The following is a 17480-nucleotide window of genomic DNA, read 5'->3' on the forward strand; positions in this document are numbered from 1 at the left end:
GCCTTCTTATGTTTTAGCCTCGCGAGGCTTTCACGCTATTTAGTGCTGTGCCGCGTTGGTGTTCTCATCGGCGTGCATAGCGTCCAAATCGGGGCGCTCATAACCGCCCTTAACCTTCGACGAGATGGCGTAGCCAATAGAAATCAGCACGAAGAAGACGATGCCGACCATGATGGATTCCTGAACACCCGAGCCGGGCAGCATGAACATTGCCGCCAGGGTCGCCAGGACACCCGCCAGAGCCAGACCTGCGGTGACGCGGCCACCCAGCACGGTGAAGGAGGAGGCGTCCTTTTGGTCCTTCTTGTACGCCTGGTAGGTCAGCAGAATCATAATCCACACGACCAGGATGCACAGGGTCACCAGCGCCATGAGCAGGGCGAAGATGTCGCCAATCTTGGCAACAGCCATCACGGTTGCCACGACAACGCCGGTGAAGGAGATGAGCAGAGCCACGACCGGTACGCCGCGCGAGGAGGTGCGGGCAGCCACTGCGGGAGCCATACGGTCGGAGCCCAGGGCATGCAGCAGGCGGGTTGCCGCGTACAGGGAGGCGTTAGCGCCAGAGAGCGCAGCAACGAGCACCACAAAGTTCATGATGTCCGCCGCGAAGGGGATACCCAGTTCAGAGAAGACCAGCACGAACGGCGACTCGGTCAGCTCCGAGTTCTGTGCGGCGGTCTGCCAGGGCACCAGGCACAGAATAATTGCCATGGACACCACGTAGAAGGTGGACAGGCGCCAAATCATTGCCTTCACGCTGGTTGCCACCGAGCGTGCCGGGTCCTTCGCCTCCGCGGCGGAGAGAGAAATCATTTCCACACCGCCGAAGGAGAACATGACAACAGCCATCGAAATCCAGATGGATGCCGGGCCGTTCGGCAGGAAGCCGCCGTCGTTCACGAGGTTTGCGGTACCCGCAGCGGTGTGACCGGGCAGACCCACGAACACCAGCAGTACACCAATCACCATGAACACGATGACGGCAGAAACCTTAATCGAAGAGAGCAGGAACTCCAGGGCGCCGAAGGACTTCACGCTCACCAGGTTCAGCACCAGAATAATCGCGCCGAAGAGAGCAACGAACACAGCCAGGGGAACGTCCGGGAACCAGTACGCCATGTAGTGGCCAACCGCCACCAGCTCAGCACCAGCCAGCGGCACGGTGCACGCCCAATACGCCCAGCGAGTCAGATAGCCGCTAAAGGGGTTCAGGTATCGGCTCGCAATGGTGCCGAAACCGCCCTGGACGGGATGACGCACGGACATTTCGCTCGCGCACGCAGCAATGGTTGCCGCAATCATCGAACCAATAGCGTAAGAGAGGATTGCGCCAGGGCCCGCAATTTTAATGGCGGAGGAGGAGCCCAGGAACAGGCCCGTACCCAGCGCCAAGCCCATTGCAATCATGGTCAACTGGCCGTGGGAGAGGGAACGATTCAACGAGTCGTTCTTCTCCGACTGCTCGGGGGTGTTCCCCTGCAGTTTAGACATAACGTATCTCTTTCTTAGACATGCTGTGTATTGAATAAAGCTGAAATGGCAATGCCGCCCAGTCGTTAGGCCGGGCGGCTCTGCACATCAGCTGTCAGGAGGTTAGCTTATGCCACGTACTCGAGTTCGTGACGCTTGAACCAACCAATAATCGGGTAGCTGATCGGCATGAGGATCACCTCGACCAGGCACTTATAGATATAGCCAATCAGTACGTAGTTGATGAATGCTTCCATGGTGTCGATACCAAGCACCGGTGCCGCAATGGAGCAGAAGATGACGGTATCAAGCAGCTCACCGACCAGGGTGGAGACAATCATACGCAGCCACAGGAAACGGCCCTTGCTTGCCTTCTTCATTGCCACCATGACCCAGGCGTTCAGGGTCTGACCGAAGAGGTAACCGAGCAGGGAGCCCACAAAAATCTGCCAGACCGGGCCGAGAACCTGCGCGAACGCCTCCTGGCCGGTGTAGAAGCTCGCAGCGGGCAGGTGCACAATCAGCAGGAAGCACAGGGCGGCAAAAGCAGCCGCGGCGAAGGACGACACAATGGCTCGGCGGGCACGCTTGAAGCCGTACACCTCAGAAAGAAGGTCGCCAATAACGTAGGCGAGCGGGAAAAGGAAGAAACCACCATCGGTGACGATGGTCGAGCCAATCAGGGGCAGCTCGAAGGGCAACGGACCGAACTCCACGCCCTTGGTTGCACCAATATTCGAAATGATCAGGATGACGCAGGATGCGCCCAGCAGCAGATCAAAGTAGCCGCGGCGACCAGCCCAGGGCACCTTGACGGTGCTCGTCTGAGCCTTAGATTCGCTAACGGGTTTAGCCATTACTTTCCCCAAGTCTTTCTTCATGCGATGTGTTTCTTCACGTAAGGCACGAGCCTTCACGCGTGGTGGTGAGCCTGCAATGCAGGGCAGGGTTCACCGGCTCGTCTGCCACCCGAGCTTATCTAATAGTACCTATATGCCGTGGCGGCGGCAGGTTTACGGACTTCGTTCAAGAGTGTGGACGCTCATGACCACCCCGCCAGCCTTCCTGACCGCACATTTACAATAAATGTATGAAGAATCTGGGCCACGGAATTCACCGCACTGAGCAGGTGGTATCCCTGCTGGGGGCGGGGCGTGCGCTACGCGCCTCGCTTCGGCGGTCGGTACGGGGTTCTTCACAGCAGGTGCGTAGGCGGCGGCACCGTAACCAGCGGCGGCTGAGCGCGCATATTCCGCGTCTGCATCCGCTGTTCACCTATGCGGCGCAGGCTGTGCGCACCGGTCTTTCCCTGCTGGAGCCGATGTTTCTGGCTTCGTCTGAGTTGCTCGGTTACCGATCGTTTACGCATCGCGGGCGTAATATCTACTATCGGGTCGATAACCTGTATCTTCTGACCGATTCTGAGTCTGCGCCCGGTGTGCTGTTCTATTTTGATGGTGACCACCTCTCGCGTGCCGGTAGCCGCCTGTTGCGCCGCGACTCCCCGTTGCGTGCCGAGTTGGCGCAGGTGGCGGCTGAGTTCAATATGCTGTCGGTGCCGGTGCTGTCGCCGGGTAGTATGCGGGAGCCGCGTCTGGCCGATGGTGATTCTTATGCGCCTCCGCTGACCTATAACTGGTGGGTTCGTGCCCGCTCGAACGGCAGGATGGTTCGCGCCCTCATTGAGGAAATTGCCCTGGCGTACGGGGTGGATACGAGCCGTATCTGGCTTGCGGGCTATTCGGGTGGCGCCGAGTTCCTCAGCTACGAGCTGCTGTCACACGATATTGAGTGGATTCGTGGAGGTGGCGCCACCTTTATCGGTGGCGGCGGTACTGACGGCGTGCCGGCTCGGGTGCGTGAGCGGGCTGCGCTGAATCCTTCTTCGCATGCGCATCTGTTGATGAGCTGGCATGTGGGTGTGCTGGATGGTCGTTCGCCGTCGGCTCGTCGGCGTATGGCGACGAGTTCTGAGGGGAGTTGGTCGGCGCGGATTGCGGTGCAGGAGGGTAGTGCGTTCTACGAGGGTTTGGGTGCGCGGACTTTGTTGCAGGTGACTCCGGGGCGTGGCCATACGGGGTATCCGATTGCGTCGTTGGTGGGTGCTGATTTGGCGGCTGCTACGCGTTTGGGCTTCTTGTAGTGCCGGTCGTTCTGTCATATTTGTGAAAATTCGCATGGATTGGGCAAATTTCTTGGTGACACATTCGATAAATTCGTCATTTGCTGACGATTTGGGGTAGAGTGTCACTATGCCTCGTATTTCTGCAGCAACCAACGCCGCCCAGCGCGAAAACACCAAGCGCGCCATCCTCAACTCCTTCGGCGAGATCCTCTACAACCGCGGCCTCTCCGGCCTGACCATGACCGACGTCGCCAAGAACGCCGGAATCGGCCGCACCGCGGTCTACAACTACTTCGCCGACATGGGCGAACTGCTGGTCGCCTACGCCCTGGACGAGACCGAACGCTTCCTCAACGAGCTGCGCGTCGGCCTGGAGGGCATCGAAAACCCGATTGACCAGCTCGCGGTCTACATTCGCTTGCAAATCAACGACCTGGCGCGCCGCCACCTGCCTCCGGGCCCTGCGATGCGCTCCATGCTCTCCCCCGAGTCCTACGCGAAGCTCGGCAAGCACGTTCACGAGCTGCAGATGGTGCTCGCGCATATTCTTTCTGCCGCCATTGCCGAGAACTACATTCCGAAGAACGACATTCGCGAACTGGCGATGCTCGTGCACGGCTCCCTCTCCTCAAGCGCCGGTCGCGCCGAGGACGCACCGGATGAGGAAACCCGTGAGCGCCAGATTCTGAATACTATCCGTTTTATTCAGATGGGCCTGGGCGCGCGTTTTGACGCCGAGGGCAACCCGGTTCGCCTGGATTCCGAGGAGTCCCTGCCGGAGCAATCCCCGGTGCAGGAGGCGGGCCTGAAGGTTGCGTCCTAAGCGTGGTATCTCTGCGTAGCGGAACGTAGCTCAGTTATACGTCACAAAAATGCCGCGGACCTGATGCTTCTTTGCATCGGTCCGCGGCATTTTCTGTATTCGGGTAGGCGTTTACGCGGTTAGGTTTTTACGCGAGTAGGTTTTTACGCGCCGGGCAGCAGCGCCGGGGAGATGGAGTCCAGGTCCAGTACGCGCGCATACATGACGGCGCGGCGGTGCAGGGCGTTACGCAGTGCGCGGTGCACGCCGTCTTCGAGGTAGAGTTCGCCTCCCCATTTGACGACGTGAGGGAAGAGGTCGCCGTAGAAGGTGGAGTCTTCGGCGAGTAGGGTCTCGAGGTTGAGGGTTTTTTGGGTGGTGATGAGGGTGTCGAGGCGTACCTGCTGCGGCGGGATTCCTCCCCAGTCGGCATGGGTCATGCCGTGCTGGGGGTAGGGGCGACTATCGCCTACTTTTTTGAAAATCATGGTGGTGCTTTCTCAGGTATGGGGCGCCTCGGCGGCACGTGTAACCGTGGGGTTCTGAAGAAATAGTACCAAGGGGTATAAAAAATCCCCGGTCTTAGAATCTAAGACCGGGGATCGGTGGCGGAGGATGGGGGATTTGAACCCCCGAGGGCTGTTAACCCAACACGCGTTCCAGGCGTGCGCCATAGGCCGCTAGGCGAATCCTCCAGCTATGTTTTCTACGCATTGCGTAGGCAACAAATAAAACCTTACTACGCTTTTGCTAAGCACGCAAGCCCTGAATGGGAAAAGTAACAGAAAGCACATTTATGGATGCTTGTGCCCCTGTTTTTGGGCGGAGCGCCAGCGGAGCGGGCACGCAGTGCATATGACGGGTGTGAACTATCCAGGTACCCGTTTTTGGGCATGAAAAAACCTCCTACGCCCCCGCCATAGCTCGAATACCCTTGCTACCTTCCGGTCCTGGGGGAGTTTTCCAAGATAACGCCACGTAAGAGGCAAGAACCAGTGTACCGGATTTTTGGGTTCTTGGGAATTCGGTGTGTTCGCGGTATTTCTGTGGGCGTACATGCCGCCCGGGTGAGCGCCCGGGTGAGTGTCCATAGTAGGTGTCGCGGTGGCGGTGGTGCGGTGGCGTGTTCACCGGTGACTGTCGGCCACTCGGGCCGAGAGTAAAGCGTCTAAAATGGTAGGGATTGTCCTATCCGCACCCCCGAGTTGAAGAGGTTGCCGTGAGCACTGCCCTTTATCGTCGTTATCGCCCCGAAACCTTTGCTGAGGTTATCGGGCAGGAGCACGTGACCGAACCTCTTATGGTCGCCTTGGAGAAGAACCGTGTGAATCACGCGTACCTGTTTTCGGGTCCGCGTGGTTGCGGTAAGACCACGTCGGCGCGTATTTTGGCGCGTTGTTTGAACTGTGCGCAGGGTCCGACTCCTACTCCGTGTGGTGTATGCGATTCGTGCCGTGAGCTCTCGCGTGATGGTGGCGGTTCTCTTGACGTGATTGAGATGGATGCGGCGAGCCACGGCGGTGTGGATCATGCCCGTGATTTGCGTGAGCGCGCTACTTTGGCGCCGGTGCGTGACCGTTACAAGATCTTCATTATTGATGAGGCGCATATGGTGACCCGTGAGGGTTTCAATGCGCTGCTGAAGATTGTGGAGGAGCCGCCGGAGCACGTGAAGTTTATCTTCGCGACGACTGAGCCGAATAAGGTGTTGGGTACGATTCGTTCGCGTACTCACCATTACCCGTTCCGTCTGGTTCCGCCGGAGGTTCTTCTGCCGTTCCTGCAGGGTCTGTGCGATCAGGAGCAGGTGGCCGTTGAGCCTGGCGTGCTGCAGCTGGTGATTCGTGCTGGCGGCGGTTCGGTGCGTGATTCGCTGTCGATTCTTGATCAGCTGATGGCTGGTGCATCGTCGCAGAACGGTATTGAGTATGACCGTGCGGTGGCGCTACTGGGTTATACCCACGCGCAGCTTCTGGATGAGGTCATTGAGGCGTTGGGTGCGAAGGATGCGCCGACTCTCTTTGGTGCGGTGTCTCGTGTGGTGGCTACCGGTCAGGATCCTCGCCGTTTTGTGGAGGATCTGCTGGAGCGTCTGCGTGATTTGATTGTGGTGAAGGCTGTTCCGCAGGCTGCCGGCCAGATTTTGCAGGGTGTTCCGCAGGATCAGTTGGAGCGTTTGGCTCAGCAGGCTCAGGCTCTGGGTGAGCGTGAGCTGACGGTTGCTGCGGGTACGGCGAATGAGACTCTGAATGGTATGACGGGTGCGGCGAATCCGCAGCTTCAGTTGGAGTTGCTGTGTGCTCGTCTGCTTCTGCCTGCGGTGGAGGGTTCTGCCGGTGGCGCTGAGGTTGCGGCGTTGGCTTCTCGCCTGCAGGTTTTGGAGCGTCGCGTGGCTTCTGGTGCTGCTGGTTCCTCGGGTTCCGCTGGTTCTGCTCCGGCGCAGGGCGGCATGTCTGCGGCTCGTGCGGCGGGTATGGCGGCGGCTGGTCTAATGCCTAAGACCCAGGCACCTAAGACTCCGGTTACTGAAGCTCAGGTACCTAGTGCACAGGCTCCTAGCGCCCCGGTTCAGGAGGCAGCTCAGCCCGCGCAGCAGGTAGCCCCTCAGCGGGGCGGCTCTCAGCAGGCTAGCGCGGGTGCTCCCCCGCTGGCAGGTGCGCCCCTTAGTGCTGCACCTCTGGCACCGACCGCGCAGGAGTCCGCACCTGCGGCTGGTGCTCCCCTAGCGGGTAACGCCCCGGCGACACCGGATACCCCCGCTTCTTCTGTAGCTGATGCCGCTGCGGCGGGTGCCCCCTCCGCGCCTCTGAAGCTTGACCCGAACGATCCCCTGGCGGCGGTTCAGGGTAATTGGCGCGCCATTCTTAACCGAATGAGCGTTCCCGGTGCGGCGGAGCAGCTGATGAAGGTTCGCCCCGCCCGCATGGACGGCGCAACCCTGTACGTGAGCGCCGACATTGCGACTTTGCGCGCGGTCAAGGGCTTTGTGCCCGAGCTGACCGCCCGCGTGAGTGAGTTTCTGCGCCGTCAGGTGACCATTCACGCTCAGGTGGCGAAGCCCGGTGAGCAGGTCAAGCCCGCAGCTCAGCCTGCTGCTCAGCCCGCAGCGCCCAGTGCGCCCACAGCGCAGCCTGCAGTTCCTGCGACTGTTGCCCCGCAGGTGCCTCAGCAGCCCGTTCAGCAGACTCCCCCGCAGCCCGCTCAGCCGGCGCCTCTGGCTGATGGTCCGCGCGGCGGTGAGGATGCGTGGCGTCGCCACGGTCAGCCGCTGACCGGCGCAAACACCCCCGAGTCTACGAGCGTGGATGCGCCCCTGGGTGCGTGGGAGGTTGCCCCGATTCCGCAGAGCGCCCCCGAGGAGGCACCTCAGCAGGCTGTCCAGGCGGCAGTGCAGGCACCGGTTCAGGAAGCCCCGGCTGGCCCGCTTGCGCCTGAACCTCCGGTTGCTCCGCAGGTTCCGGCAGCTCAGCAGGTTCCGACTGCTCCGGCGGGTGGTTTTGGTGAGCGTGATTCCTTTGCCGCATCCGGTAGCGGAGTTCCGCAGCAGGAGAGCGCTCCTGAACCCCAGCAAGCACAGGAACCCCAGTACGCGCAAGAGCCTCCGTTCTCGCAGGAGCCCCCTCACGTAGAGGAACCTCCGTATGAGGAGGAGCCCCCTTTTGAGGATGAGCCTGCCTACGCTGAACCGGTTGAGGCACCCGCTGCACCCGCAATGCCGACTGCGCCTGTAGCACCGGCAGGCCCGCTCGCTACTCCGGTTGAGCCTGCTGGTCCCCTCGTTACTCCGGTTGCACCGGCGGGACCCCTCGCGCCGGCAGGTCCGTTGGCGGAGGCACCGCAGGCGGCTGCGGCTGATAACGCTCCGGCAAGCGATGAGAAGCCCGCAGCGCAGGCTTCTAACGCACCTGCCACACCGACTCCTAACGCGCCGACTCCTAACGCACCGGCGGCACCGGCTCGCCCGGCACGCGCCGCATCCGATGAGGACTACGTCTCTGAGGATGACGAGAAGGTCGAAAATAGCACCTTCATCGGTCTGCGCGCTATCGAAAAAATTATTGGTGGCACCGTCATTGACGAACGCCCCCTGCACCAGCCCTAATCCGGGGTTGTAGGTGCCGCGCCCGCCATCGCACCGATGGCGGGCGCACTCATTCCAGCCGCATACTCGCTACGCGAAACGCCCCCTAAACTGTCAGGGGTTGGGTGCATACTCATAACGTCGCCCAAGAACAAGCGCACCAACGCACCAGCACAACACACCAGCACAACGCACCGCATCTGAAGGAGAAGCCATGTACGAGGGAGCAGTTCAAAACCTCATTGACGAGCTCGGCCGCCTGCCGGGCGTGGGTCCCAAGTCGGCTCAGCGCATCGCTTTTCACATTCTGAATGCGGATGCTGCCGATATGGCGCGCCTAGCCAACGCCATTTCCACGGTGAAGACCAGCGTCAGCTTCTGCGAGGAGTGCGGTAACGTCTCCGAGACGAAGCTGTGCACGATCTGTCGTGATGAGCGCCGCGACCCGTCCGTGCTGTGTGTGGTCGAGGAGTCGAAGGACGTGGTGGCGATTGAGCGTACCCGTTCCTTTACCGGCCGCTACCATGTGCTCGGCGGCGCCATTAACCCGCTGGCGGGTGTGGGCCCGGAGCAGCTGCGTATTCGTGAGCTAGTGTCCCGCCTGGCGGATGAGCGTATCCAGGAGATTATTCTGGCGATGGACCCGAACCTTGAGGGTGAGGCGACCGCAACCTACCTCTCGCGTATGCTCGTGCCGCTGGGTGTGCGTCTATCGCGCCTGGCATCGGGTCTTCCGGTCGGTGGCGATCTGGAGTACGCGGACGAGATTACCCTGGGCCGCGCGTTGGAGGGCCGCCGCGTCATTAGCGAGGGCACAGCGGTGGCGCATACTGCCGCCGAGGATTTTGAGCGCGTGAACCGTGAGGAGGAACAGGAGCGTGAGCAGGCGGCTCAGGTTCAGGCTCAGGAGGCGAAGCAGAGTCGTCGCCGCTGGACTTCGAGCATGTTTGATGACCTGGATTCTGAGGATTCTGCAGGTTCCCGCACGGAGGCGCCCGCCACTGAGGGTGTGCAGGGCACGGTGGATGAGCAGCTGATTGAGCAGGTTCTGCAGGAGGCTGAGGAATCCAGCAACAAGGAATCCCCCGCTGGTTCTGGTATGGATTCTGCTGCCGAATCTGCAGACGCAGAACCCACTGTAAAACCCGCCCCCGACCTGGGCGAAGACTCCGGCGAGGAGGCTCCTGCGAGCGCCACCTCCGAACCGGCTGAAGCACCCGTAGCCGAGCAGGCGGAAGATGCGCCGGAGGTGTTCCGCACCCCCGATTATGAGGAGAAGATCCGCACTATTCAGAACGCCCCGTTGCGCACCCCGAAGCCGGATGTTCCGCCGCTACCGGGTGTCACGTATGTGAACCCGTGGACCTAAAAACTAGCCTCCGCGGGCGTGCTGTACCCGCTTCCGCGCCCCGCGTCACCACCGCGTAATACTACGTAATATTTCACGGGGCAATACATACGGGTGCACAGTTCGCCGCTTGCGCTGAACGCCGTTTACTATAAATGAGGAGCCGGCGCCTGCCGGTAGCACACAAGTAACTGACCTGGAGATATCAATGAGCCTGATCGTCCAAAAGTTCGGCGGTTCCTCCGTAGCTGATGCGGAGGGTGTAAAGCGCGTTGCCCGCCGCGTCGTGGACACTCAGAAGGCAGGTAACGATGTGGTCGTCGTGGTGTCCGCTATGGGTGACACCACCGATGAGTTGCTCGACCTTGCCGCAGAGGTCACCAGCAATGTCGTTCCCTCGCGTGAGCTGGACATGCTGCTGACCGCCGGTGAACGCATTTCGACCGCCGTCCTGTCGATGGCCATTAACGACCTGGGCGCTAAGGCGCAGTCCTTCACCGGTTCGCAGGCTGGCATGATTACCGACGGCGTGCACGGTTCGGCGCGCCTCGTGGAGGTTCGCCCCGATCGCATCCGTGAGTCCGTCGAGGCCGGAAATATCGCGATTGTGGCCGGTTTCCAGGGCATGAACCGTCAGAGCGGCGACATTACGACCCTGGGCCGCGGCGGCTCCGATACGACCGCCGTTGCGCTGGCCGCCGCGCTGAACGCCGATGTGTGCGAGATTTACTCGGACGTGGACGGCGTGTTCACCGCCGACCCGCGCATCGTGCCGACCGCGCACAAGCTGGATACCATCACCAGCGAGGAGATGCTGGAGATGGCGGCGAACGGTGCAAAGATTCTGCACCTGCGTAGCGTCGAGTATGCTCGTCGCTTTAACTTGAAGCTTCACGTGCGTTCTTCGTTCTCGGACCTTGAAGGCACTATCGTGGTTCCGGAGGAGTCCGCGGAACTGACCCCCATTCATCTGAAGGAGATTCCCTTGGAGCAGCCCCTGATTTCCGGTGTCGCGCACGATCGCACCCGCGCAAAGATTACCGTTGTTGGCGTTCCGGACGTTCCCGGTTCGGCCGCTAAGGTGTTCGGCCTGATTAACGAGGCGAAGGTAAACCTGGACATGATTGTTCAGAACGTTCCCACCGACCGCCCGAACGTGACCGACATTTCCTTCACTCTGGATCAGGCTCAGGGCGACGCTGCGCTGAAGGCGCTGAAGGCTGCGCAGGCTGAGTTGGGTTTCCAGGAGGTTATTTACAACGAGTCTGTGGGTAAGCTGTCGCTGGTTGGCGCGGGCATGAAGACCAACCCCGGCGTTTCGTTCACCTTCTTCGAGGCTCTGTCCTCGGCGGGCGTAAACATCGACATGATTTCGACCTCTGAGATCCGTATTTCGGTGATTACTGAGCTGAGCAAGCTGGATGAGGCTGTTCGCGCGGTGCACACTGCGTTCGGTCTGGATGCTGAGGGTGAGGCTACTGTTTACGGTGGTACTGGCCGCTAGAGTTTAGCTCGTTTGTGAGCTGTACGCTTCGGGAGGGGCGGTGCTGGTTTGGTCCGGCGCCGCCCCTCCCTTTTGTCGATGTATAGGTGAAATAACTGAAACACTTTACAGTTATTTCAGATAGGGGTAAGGTTGTGTCAACCGTGGATGAGCCTCCCCCGAATGACATACGCCCCATCGACGTGGTGTCTTCAGGCGCTTATTCACCCAACCCCAAGGAGAAGATGATGACCACCACCCTAACCGCCCCTCTGGAGGAAGATACCCTCAACCAGGCTCGCGCAGAGGCGCGGGAGATTCTCAAGAACTCTGCAGAAACCACCATTGAGCTGACTGTTTCAGGTCGAGAAAGCCAGCAACTTGGTGATGCCCTTAACCAGGTCATTCAGCACGTTCTCCATGCCCTAGCGCAGGGTCAGAGTATTGACGTTCAGGTTGTCCCTCACGATTTGACGACGACCGTTGCGGCTCAGCGTATCGGTATTTCCCGCCCCACGCTTATGAAGGCTATTCGTTCTGGTGACCTTCCGGCGCATAAGGTGGGTAGCCACTTCCGTATCCGTACTGAGGACGCTGACGCTTTCCGCAAGACCCTTTTGGAGAAGACTATCGCGCAGAAGGAACAAGCTCTCAAAGATCTTTGGAAATTTGAGGAAGAGAACAATCTCAACGACATTATCGGAGGACCTGCGTGGTAAAAGAGAGCACATTATCAGATGCTGAATCTGTCCTACTGGATACGAACATTCTGATGTCTAAGACTCTTCGCGATTGGATTCTCCTTTTGACAAAGGAGAGTGACTACAGATTTTTCGCTCCATACGTATCCACCCGAATCATGGATGAGTTTGGATACCACACACGCCGAAAGGACCCAATGATTCATGATGCAAAAATTGAGAAATGGAAACAACAAATCCTGACATCCTGCAAGTCCCTAATCGCAGGTTTCCCTGTTGAACCAGTTGCTGGCTTTCCCGATATAAACGATCTTCATGTGCATGCTGCCACCCAACACGGCGGCATGCACGCATTAGTCACTGATGACCGCAAACTGCTCGATTATGCTTCCACGGAAGAAGCTCAGAATATTCAAAATTATGAGACGCTCAGCGCGGATGATTTTCTGATGCAGCTCACCGAATACGCTCATCCCTCCTTATTTGCGGAGGTCTATCTTTTCCAGGAATCCTACGCTCGCTCTAAGGGGTTCACGGAGATTGATATTCCTCGCGCACTTGAACGAGCAGGGGCGGGTCAATTTGCCCGATATCTTCGGACAGTGGTGATTAATAGCCCACAGTTTGTCGATTTTGAACGTGAGTTTAAAGCCCGGTCTTCTAATAAATAGATAGACATTGCTACGTCCGCTACCTCGTCGCGGCATCGTTTAGGCTAGAAGCATGAGTAGTGTTGTTTTTTCCCAGGTGATGGATGCCCGCCATTGGCGTGCCGCAGAGGCGGCGCATGAGGCGCGTGCCGGCCGATACGCCGACCCGTTTGCGCAGCGTCGCGCCCGCCACGAAGTGCACCCCGTGGAAGACTTCCTCTTCACCTACTACACGCTCAAGCCCGGCCAGTTCAAGCGCTGGCACCCCGGCGCCGGCGTCATTCTGCTGGATGCACCCGAGCGCGCCTCATGGCGTTTCTACCGGCCCGCAACCGAGCAGGAACTCCTTGACGCTGGCTGCGCCCCGCAGGTGGCGCGTGCCCAGGCGGATGCCGCCTCCGCCGTCACGGTGGACGTCACCGATTTTGTGGAGCGCCGCGCTACCGCCCTCGCCTTCACCCACGAGATCCTGCGCAACACCGCCGCGAAGAAGGGGCAGTTTGGTTGCTTCGGCATGCATGAGTGGGCGATGGCGTACAAGTCAGTGGAGAACAACATCCGCCACGGCTACCTGGAACTGCGCCTGGGCGCGGAGGGTACGGACCGCGTGGTGGAGGAGCACCGCATCCGCTGCTCGCACTTTGATGCGTTCCGTTTCTTCATGCCGCAGGCGGCACCGATGAACGAGCTGCAACCGACCCGCGAATCCCAGCGTTTTCTGGAACAGCCCGCGTGCCTGCACGCGAATATGGACGTGTACAAGTGGGCGTATAAGCTGCTGCCGCTGGTTGATTCGGCCCTGGTCATGGATTGTTTCGATCTGGCGTGGGATGCGCGCGAACTGGATATGCGCGCAGCCCCCTACGATATTCGCAGCTGGGGGTACGAACCGATTCCGGTGGAGACGGCCGAGGGTAAGGCCGAATACGTGCGGATTCAGCGTGAGCTGTCGGAGCATTCGATTGAGCTGCGTGAGCGCCTGTTGCAGGTGTGCGAGCGCTACCTGCCGCCGCTGAGCAGTGAGTAGGCTGAGTAGTGAGTAGGCTGGGCGGCGAGTAGACCATGCGGTGAGTAGCTGGCTGGTGGCGCGGACCAGTTACGTTTTTGGCGCTGTGGCCTGTGGGTTTGGTGCCCAGCGCGTGAGAAAAGGGTGACTTGGGGCTCTCTATTTGGTAATTGGTGGTCTCGTCACCTCACTTTCCGCTGTACTGGGGTAGAATGAGATACGGCTCATACAGAACCCACGCACCCAAGGAGTGCCCACACATGGCCCGTATTGTTGTTGATGTTATGCTCAAGCCCGAAATTCTTGACCCGCAGGGTAAGGCTATTTCTCACGAGCTGCCCCGTATCGGCGTTGATTCCTTCGTTGATGTTCGCCAGGGTAAGCGCTTCGAGCTGACCGTCGAGGGTGAGGCAACCGAGGAGCACCTCGCGGCTGCCCGCAAGGCTGCTGAAGAGTTGCTCTCGAACCCCGTCATCGAAGACGTTGTGAACGTTTCGGTTCTGGAGGACTAATACCTATGGCAGAGTCCCTCGCACCCACTGAAGTCCCCCTGGTTGGCGACTTCTCTAGCTACTCCCCGAACCCCGCTTTCGCTGACGCACGCGTTGGCGTGGTGACTTTCCCCGGCACCCTGGATGACCGTGACGCTGCGCGTGCTGTCCGTCTGGCTGGCGGTACCGTCGTTGAGCTGTGGCACGACGACGCTGATTTGAAGAACGTTGATGCCGTCATTATTCCTGGCGGTTTCTCCTACGGTGACTACCTGCGTGCTGGCGCTATTGCTGCGAAGGCTCCCGTGATGCGTTCGGTGATTGATGCCGCTAACGCTGCTGGTACCTCCGGTTCCGCTCCCCTGCCTGTTCTGGGTATTTGCAATGGTTTCCAGATTCTGACTGAGTCTCACCTGCTGCCCGGTTCGATGATTAAGAACGATCACCGCAAGTTCATTTGCCGTGACCAGGTTCTGCGCATTGAGAATAACTCCACCTCCTGGACGAGCGATTACGCTGCTGGCCAGGAGATTGTTGTCCCTCTGAAGAACCAGGACGGTCAGTATGTTGCTGACCCGAAGACTCTGGAGGCGCTGGAGGCTGAGGGTCGCGTGGTGTTCCGCTACGTTGGTTTCAACCCGAATGGTTCCCGTAATGACATTGCTGGTATCAGCAATGAGCGCGGTAACGTGGTCGGTCTGATGCCGCACCCGGAGCACGCTGTGGAGCCCGGCTTCGGTCCTTCCTCTTCCGGTTTTGGTGAGGTTTCTCTGCGCGGTGGCGCCGATGGTCTCGGCGTGTTCACCTCCGTTCTTGCCAACCTGATTAACGCCCGCTAACGCACGACAAGGATTCTAAGAAGTTATGAGCGAAAAGCAGTTTAACCTCGACACCGTCGAGCACGCGGCGGCAACCCCGGACACCGAACTCCCCTGGGCTGAACTGGGTCTGAAGGAGAACGAGTTCGAGGACATTAAGGAGATTCTTGGTCGCCGTCCTACCGCGGCTGAGCTGGCAATGTACTCGGTCATGTGGTCCGAGCACTGCTCCTACAAGTCTTCTAAGGTTCATCTGAAGCAGTTCGGTGCGAAGGTCACCGATGAGATGAAGAAGGACCTGATGGTCGGTATCGGTGAGAACGCCGGTGTGACCGATATTGGTGACGGCTGGGCTGTTACCTTCAAGATTGAGTCCCACAACCACCCCTCGTACGTGGAGCCCTACCAGGGTGCTGCGACCGGTGTGGGCGGTATTGTGCGTGACATTATTTCCATGGGTGCACGCCCGATTGCTGTGATGGATCCGCTGCGTTTCGGCGCGATTGATCACCCGGACACCGCCCGCGTTATTGGCGGCGTGGTTGCCGGTATTGGTGGTTACGGTAACTCCCTGGGCCTGCCGAACATCGGCGGCGAGGTTGAGTTCGATTCCTGCTACCAGGCAAACCCGCTGGTCAACGCACTGGCTGTGGGCATTATGCGCCACGAGGACATCCGCCTGGCGAACGCATCGGGCGTGGGCAACAAGGTTGTTCTGTTCGGTGCACGCACCGGTGGCGACGGTATCGGCGGTGCGTCGGTGCTGGCGTCCGAGTCTTTCGATGACACCAAGCCCTCGAAGCGTCCTGCCGTTCAGGTGGGCGACCCCTTCGCTGAGAAGGTTCTGATTGAGTGCTGCCTGGAGCTGTTCAAGGGCTCCGTGGTTGAGGGTATTCAGGACCTGGGTGCTGCGGGTATTTCCTGCGCAACCAGCGAGCTGGCTTCTAACGGTGAGGGCGGCATGCACGTCGACCTGACCAAGGTTCTGCTGCGTGACCCCACCCTGACCCCGGGCGAGATTCTGATGTCTGAGTCTCAGGAACGCATGATGGCTGTTGTCTCCCCCGAGAACGTGGAGCGCTTCGAAGCGATCATGAACAAGTGGGGCGTGGAGTACTCCTTCCTCGGTGAGGTCACCAACTCTGGCCGCCTGGTCATCGAGTGGGACGGCGAGGTCATCGTGGATGTTGACCCCCGCACCGTCGCGCACGACGGCCCGACCTACGAGCGTCCCTACGCACGTCCCGAGTGGCAGGATGACGTTCAGGCTAACCACTTCACCGGTTCGGCTGCCGACGATTCCCGCCCGCGCGGTAAGGAGCTGGGCGAGGCAATCAAGGCGTTCATGGCGTCCCCGAACATGTGCTCCAAGTCCTGGATCACCAACCAGTACGACCGCTACGTTCAGGGCAACACCGCCCTGTCCATGCCGGACGACGGCGGCGTGGTGCGCGTGGACGAGAACACCAACCTCGGTGTTGCTCTGGCGACCGACGCCTCCCCGCGTTTCACCTATCTGGATCCGTACGAGGGTGCTCGCGCGTCCTTGGCTGAGGCGTACCGTAACGTTGCGACCGTTGGTGCACGCCCCGTGGCGGTGTCTGACTGCCTGAACTTCGGTTCTCCCGAGGACCCGGACGTCATGTGGCAGTTCGCTGAGGCTGTTCGCGGTCTGGCTGATGGCTGCATGGAGCTGGGTGTTCCGGTGACCGGCGGTAACGTGTCCCTGTACAACCAGACCGGTGGCAAGGCTATTAACCCGACCCCCGTGGTAGCGATGATGGGCGTGATGGATGACGTCACCCGCCGTACCCCTTCGGGTTGGGCTCCTGAGCATGACGGTCAGGCAATCTACCTGCTGGGTACCACTCGCGATGAGCTGGACGGCTCCGAGTGGGCTCGTTTCAAGGGCCACCTGGGCGGTCAGCCGCCGAAGGTTGATCTGGCTCTGGAGCGTCAGCTGGGTGACATGCTGGTGAACATGTCTCGTGACGGCATGATTGATGCCGCACACGACGTGTCTGCTGGTGGTCTGGCTGCGGCCCTGTCGGAGGCTTGCCTGCGTTTCAACACCGGTGCCCGCATTGGTCTGGGTGAGGTTGCTGAGCGTGACGGCGTGGACCTGTTCACCCTGCTGTTCTCGGAGTCCCTGGGCCGCGTTGTGGTTTCGGTTCCGCGTTCTGAGGAGGTGCGCTTCAAGGATATGTGCACCGCTCGCCAGTTCCCCTTCGCACGTATTGGTGTGGTGGATGCTGCGTCGAACGCTCTGGACTTCCAGGATGAGGTTTCCATTGACCTGGATGAGCTGCGTGCAGCTCACGAGGGTACTCTCGCTTCTTACTTCGGTGAGGTTGCGAAGGGCTAGTCTTCGACTAGTTTGAGACTAACGCCGAAAGGGGCGGATGCTTGTGAAAGCATCCGCCCCTTTTGTTATGCCCGCTGGCTTGTGCGTTGAGCGGTGAGAGGTTGTGCGTTGAGGCGTTCTGTTTATGCGCGTTCTGG

14 protein-coding genes, 1 tRNA gene and 1 other RNA gene are annotated in these 17480 nt (G+C 59.9%); 11 read left to right on the top strand and 5 right to left on the bottom strand.

Annotated features, from left to right (window positions below; all coding sequences use genetic code 11):
* Nucleotides 1-39: 39 nt before the first annotated feature.
* The gene (locus tag HMPREF2928_RS08495) at nucleotides 40-1494 is read right to left on the bottom strand and encodes an amino acid permease (RefSeq protein WP_070688250.1); all 1455 of its coding nucleotides are present in this window, start codon (nucleotides 1492-1494) and stop codon (nucleotides 40-42) included.
* A 107-nt stretch (nucleotides 1495-1601) separates the two neighbouring features.
* The gene (locus tag HMPREF2928_RS08500; RefSeq protein WP_049346651.1) at nucleotides 1602-2330 is read right to left on the bottom strand and encodes a queuosine precursor transporter; all 729 of its coding nucleotides are present in this window, start codon (nucleotides 2328-2330) and stop codon (nucleotides 1602-1604) included.
* A gap of 233 nt (nucleotides 2331-2563) precedes the next feature.
* Between HMPREF2928_RS08500 and HMPREF2928_RS08505 the strand changes: the two genes are divergently transcribed.
* Both HMPREF2928_RS08505 and HMPREF2928_RS08510 read left to right on the top strand, forming a co-directional pair.
* Nucleotides 2564-3616, top strand: a complete 1053-nt coding sequence (locus HMPREF2928_RS08505) for a hypothetical protein (RefSeq protein ID WP_049350498.1) — start codon at nucleotides 2564-2566, stop codon at nucleotides 3614-3616.
* A gap of 109 nt (nucleotides 3617-3725) precedes the next feature.
* Entirely contained in the window at nucleotides 3726-4421 is a 696-nt protein-coding gene (locus HMPREF2928_RS08510; protein ID WP_005509262.1) for a TetR/AcrR family transcriptional regulator, read from the top strand.
* A gap of 143 nt (nucleotides 4422-4564) precedes the next feature.
* Here HMPREF2928_RS08510 and HMPREF2928_RS08515 read toward each other — a convergent pair whose 3' ends face one another.
* From HMPREF2928_RS08515 to ffs, 3 genes are all read right to left on the bottom strand, one after another.
* Nucleotides 4565-4888 (bottom strand): type II toxin-antitoxin system VapB family antitoxin, encoded by a 324-nt coding sequence (locus HMPREF2928_RS08515; protein ID WP_005507186.1) that lies wholly within the window; start codon nucleotides 4886-4888, stop codon nucleotides 4565-4567.
* A gap of 118 nt (nucleotides 4889-5006) precedes the next feature.
* Nucleotides 5007-5095 (bottom strand) — tRNA-Ser (locus tag HMPREF2928_RS08520).
* Between the two features lie 199 nt (nucleotides 5096-5294).
* Nucleotides 5295-5391: signal recognition particle sRNA small type (ffs, locus tag HMPREF2928_RS08525), an RNA gene on the bottom strand.
* A 228-nt stretch (nucleotides 5392-5619) separates the two neighbouring features.
* Here ffs and HMPREF2928_RS08530 point away from each other — a divergent pair.
* From HMPREF2928_RS08530 to purL, 9 genes are all read left to right on the top strand, one after another.
* Nucleotides 5620-8502 carry a DNA polymerase III subunit gamma and tau gene (locus tag HMPREF2928_RS08530; protein ID WP_070688252.1) on the top strand — a complete coding sequence of 961 codons (2883 nt, stop codon included), beginning with the start codon at nucleotides 5620-5622 and terminating at the stop codon, nucleotides 8500-8502.
* Between the two features lie 193 nt (nucleotides 8503-8695).
* Nucleotides 8696-9850, top strand: a complete 1155-nt coding sequence (gene recR / locus HMPREF2928_RS08535) for a recombination mediator RecR (RefSeq protein WP_070634305.1) — start codon at nucleotides 8696-8698, stop codon at nucleotides 9848-9850.
* 187 nt (nucleotides 9851-10037) lie between these two features.
* A complete protein-coding gene (locus HMPREF2928_RS08540) occupies nucleotides 10038-11333 on the top strand; it encodes an aspartate kinase (protein WP_070505882.1) in 1296 nt (431 codons plus the stop codon).
* Between the two features lie 227 nt (nucleotides 11334-11560).
* A complete protein-coding gene (locus HMPREF2928_RS08545; RefSeq protein ID WP_070688253.1) occupies nucleotides 11561-12031 on the top strand; it encodes a helix-turn-helix domain-containing protein in 471 nt (156 codons plus the stop codon).
* On the top strand, nucleotides 12025-12684 hold the full coding sequence (locus tag HMPREF2928_RS08550; RefSeq protein WP_070688255.1) for a PIN domain-containing protein: 660 nt from the start codon (nucleotides 12025-12027) through the stop codon (nucleotides 12682-12684). Before HMPREF2928_RS08545 ends, HMPREF2928_RS08550 begins: the two co-directional genes overlap by 7 nt.
* Nucleotides 12685-12736: 52 nt before the next feature.
* A complete protein-coding gene (locus tag HMPREF2928_RS08555; protein ID WP_070688258.1) occupies nucleotides 12737-13690 on the top strand; it encodes a 3-methyladenine DNA glycosylase in 954 nt (317 codons plus the stop codon).
* 239 nt (nucleotides 13691-13929) lie between these two features.
* Nucleotides 13930-14181 carry a phosphoribosylformylglycinamidine synthase subunit PurS gene (gene purS / locus HMPREF2928_RS08560; RefSeq protein WP_005507194.1) on the top strand — a complete coding sequence of 84 codons (252 nt, stop codon included), beginning with the start codon at nucleotides 13930-13932 and terminating at the stop codon, nucleotides 14179-14181.
* 5 nt (nucleotides 14182-14186) lie between these two features.
* On the top strand, nucleotides 14187-14999 hold the full coding sequence (gene purQ / locus HMPREF2928_RS08565) for a phosphoribosylformylglycinamidine synthase subunit PurQ (RefSeq protein ID WP_005507195.1): 813 nt from the start codon (nucleotides 14187-14189) through the stop codon (nucleotides 14997-14999).
* A 25-nt stretch (nucleotides 15000-15024) separates the two neighbouring features.
* Complete coding sequence (gene purL / locus HMPREF2928_RS08570; RefSeq protein ID WP_049338232.1) at nucleotides 15025-17343, top strand: phosphoribosylformylglycinamidine synthase subunit PurL; 2319 nt, start codon at nucleotides 15025-15027, stop codon at nucleotides 17341-17343.
* Nucleotides 17344-17480: the final 137 nt, after the last annotated feature.

The organism is Rothia sp. HMSC072B04 (assembly GCF_001813725.1).
Classification (GTDB): Bacteria; Actinomycetota; Actinomycetes; order Actinomycetales; family Micrococcaceae; genus Rothia; species Rothia mucilaginosa.

What these genes read in the sequence shown, in the direction of transcription:
- HMPREF2928_RS08495 (WP_070688250.1), bottom strand. Translation starts at nt 1,494, where the DNA reads ATGTCTAAACTGCAGGGGAACACCCCCGAGCAGTCGGAGAAGAACGAC.
- HMPREF2928_RS08500 (WP_049346651.1), bottom strand. Translation starts at nt 2,330, where the DNA reads ATGGCTAAACCCGTTAGCGAATCTAAGGCTCAGACGAGCACCGTCAAG.
- HMPREF2928_RS08505 (WP_049350498.1), top strand. Translation starts at nt 2,564, where the DNA reads ATGAAGAATCTGGGCCACGGAATTCACCGCACTGAGCAGGTGGTATCC.
- HMPREF2928_RS08510 (WP_005509262.1), top strand. Translation starts at nt 3,726, where the DNA reads ATGCCTCGTATTTCTGCAGCAACCAACGCCGCCCAGCGCGAAAACACC.
- HMPREF2928_RS08515 (WP_005507186.1), bottom strand. Translation starts at nt 4,888, where the DNA reads ATGATTTTCAAAAAAGTAGGCGATAGTCGCCCCTACCCCCAGCACGGC.
- recR (WP_070634305.1), top strand. Translation starts at nt 8,696, where the DNA reads ATGTACGAGGGAGCAGTTCAAAACCTCATTGACGAGCTCGGCCGCCTG.
- HMPREF2928_RS08540 (WP_070505882.1), top strand. Translation starts at nt 10,038, where the DNA reads ATGAGCCTGATCGTCCAAAAGTTCGGCGGTTCCTCCGTAGCTGATGCG.
- HMPREF2928_RS08545 (WP_070688253.1), top strand. Translation starts at nt 11,561, where the DNA reads ATGACCACCACCCTAACCGCCCCTCTGGAGGAAGATACCCTCAACCAG.
- HMPREF2928_RS08555 (WP_070688258.1), top strand. Translation starts at nt 12,737, where the DNA reads ATGAGTAGTGTTGTTTTTTCCCAGGTGATGGATGCCCGCCATTGGCGT.
- purS (WP_005507194.1), top strand. Translation starts at nt 13,930, where the DNA reads ATGGCCCGTATTGTTGTTGATGTTATGCTCAAGCCCGAAATTCTTGAC.
- purQ (WP_005507195.1), top strand. Translation starts at nt 14,187, where the DNA reads ATGGCAGAGTCCCTCGCACCCACTGAAGTCCCCCTGGTTGGCGACTTC.
- purL (WP_049338232.1), top strand. Translation starts at nt 15,025, where the DNA reads ATGAGCGAAAAGCAGTTTAACCTCGACACCGTCGAGCACGCGGCGGCA.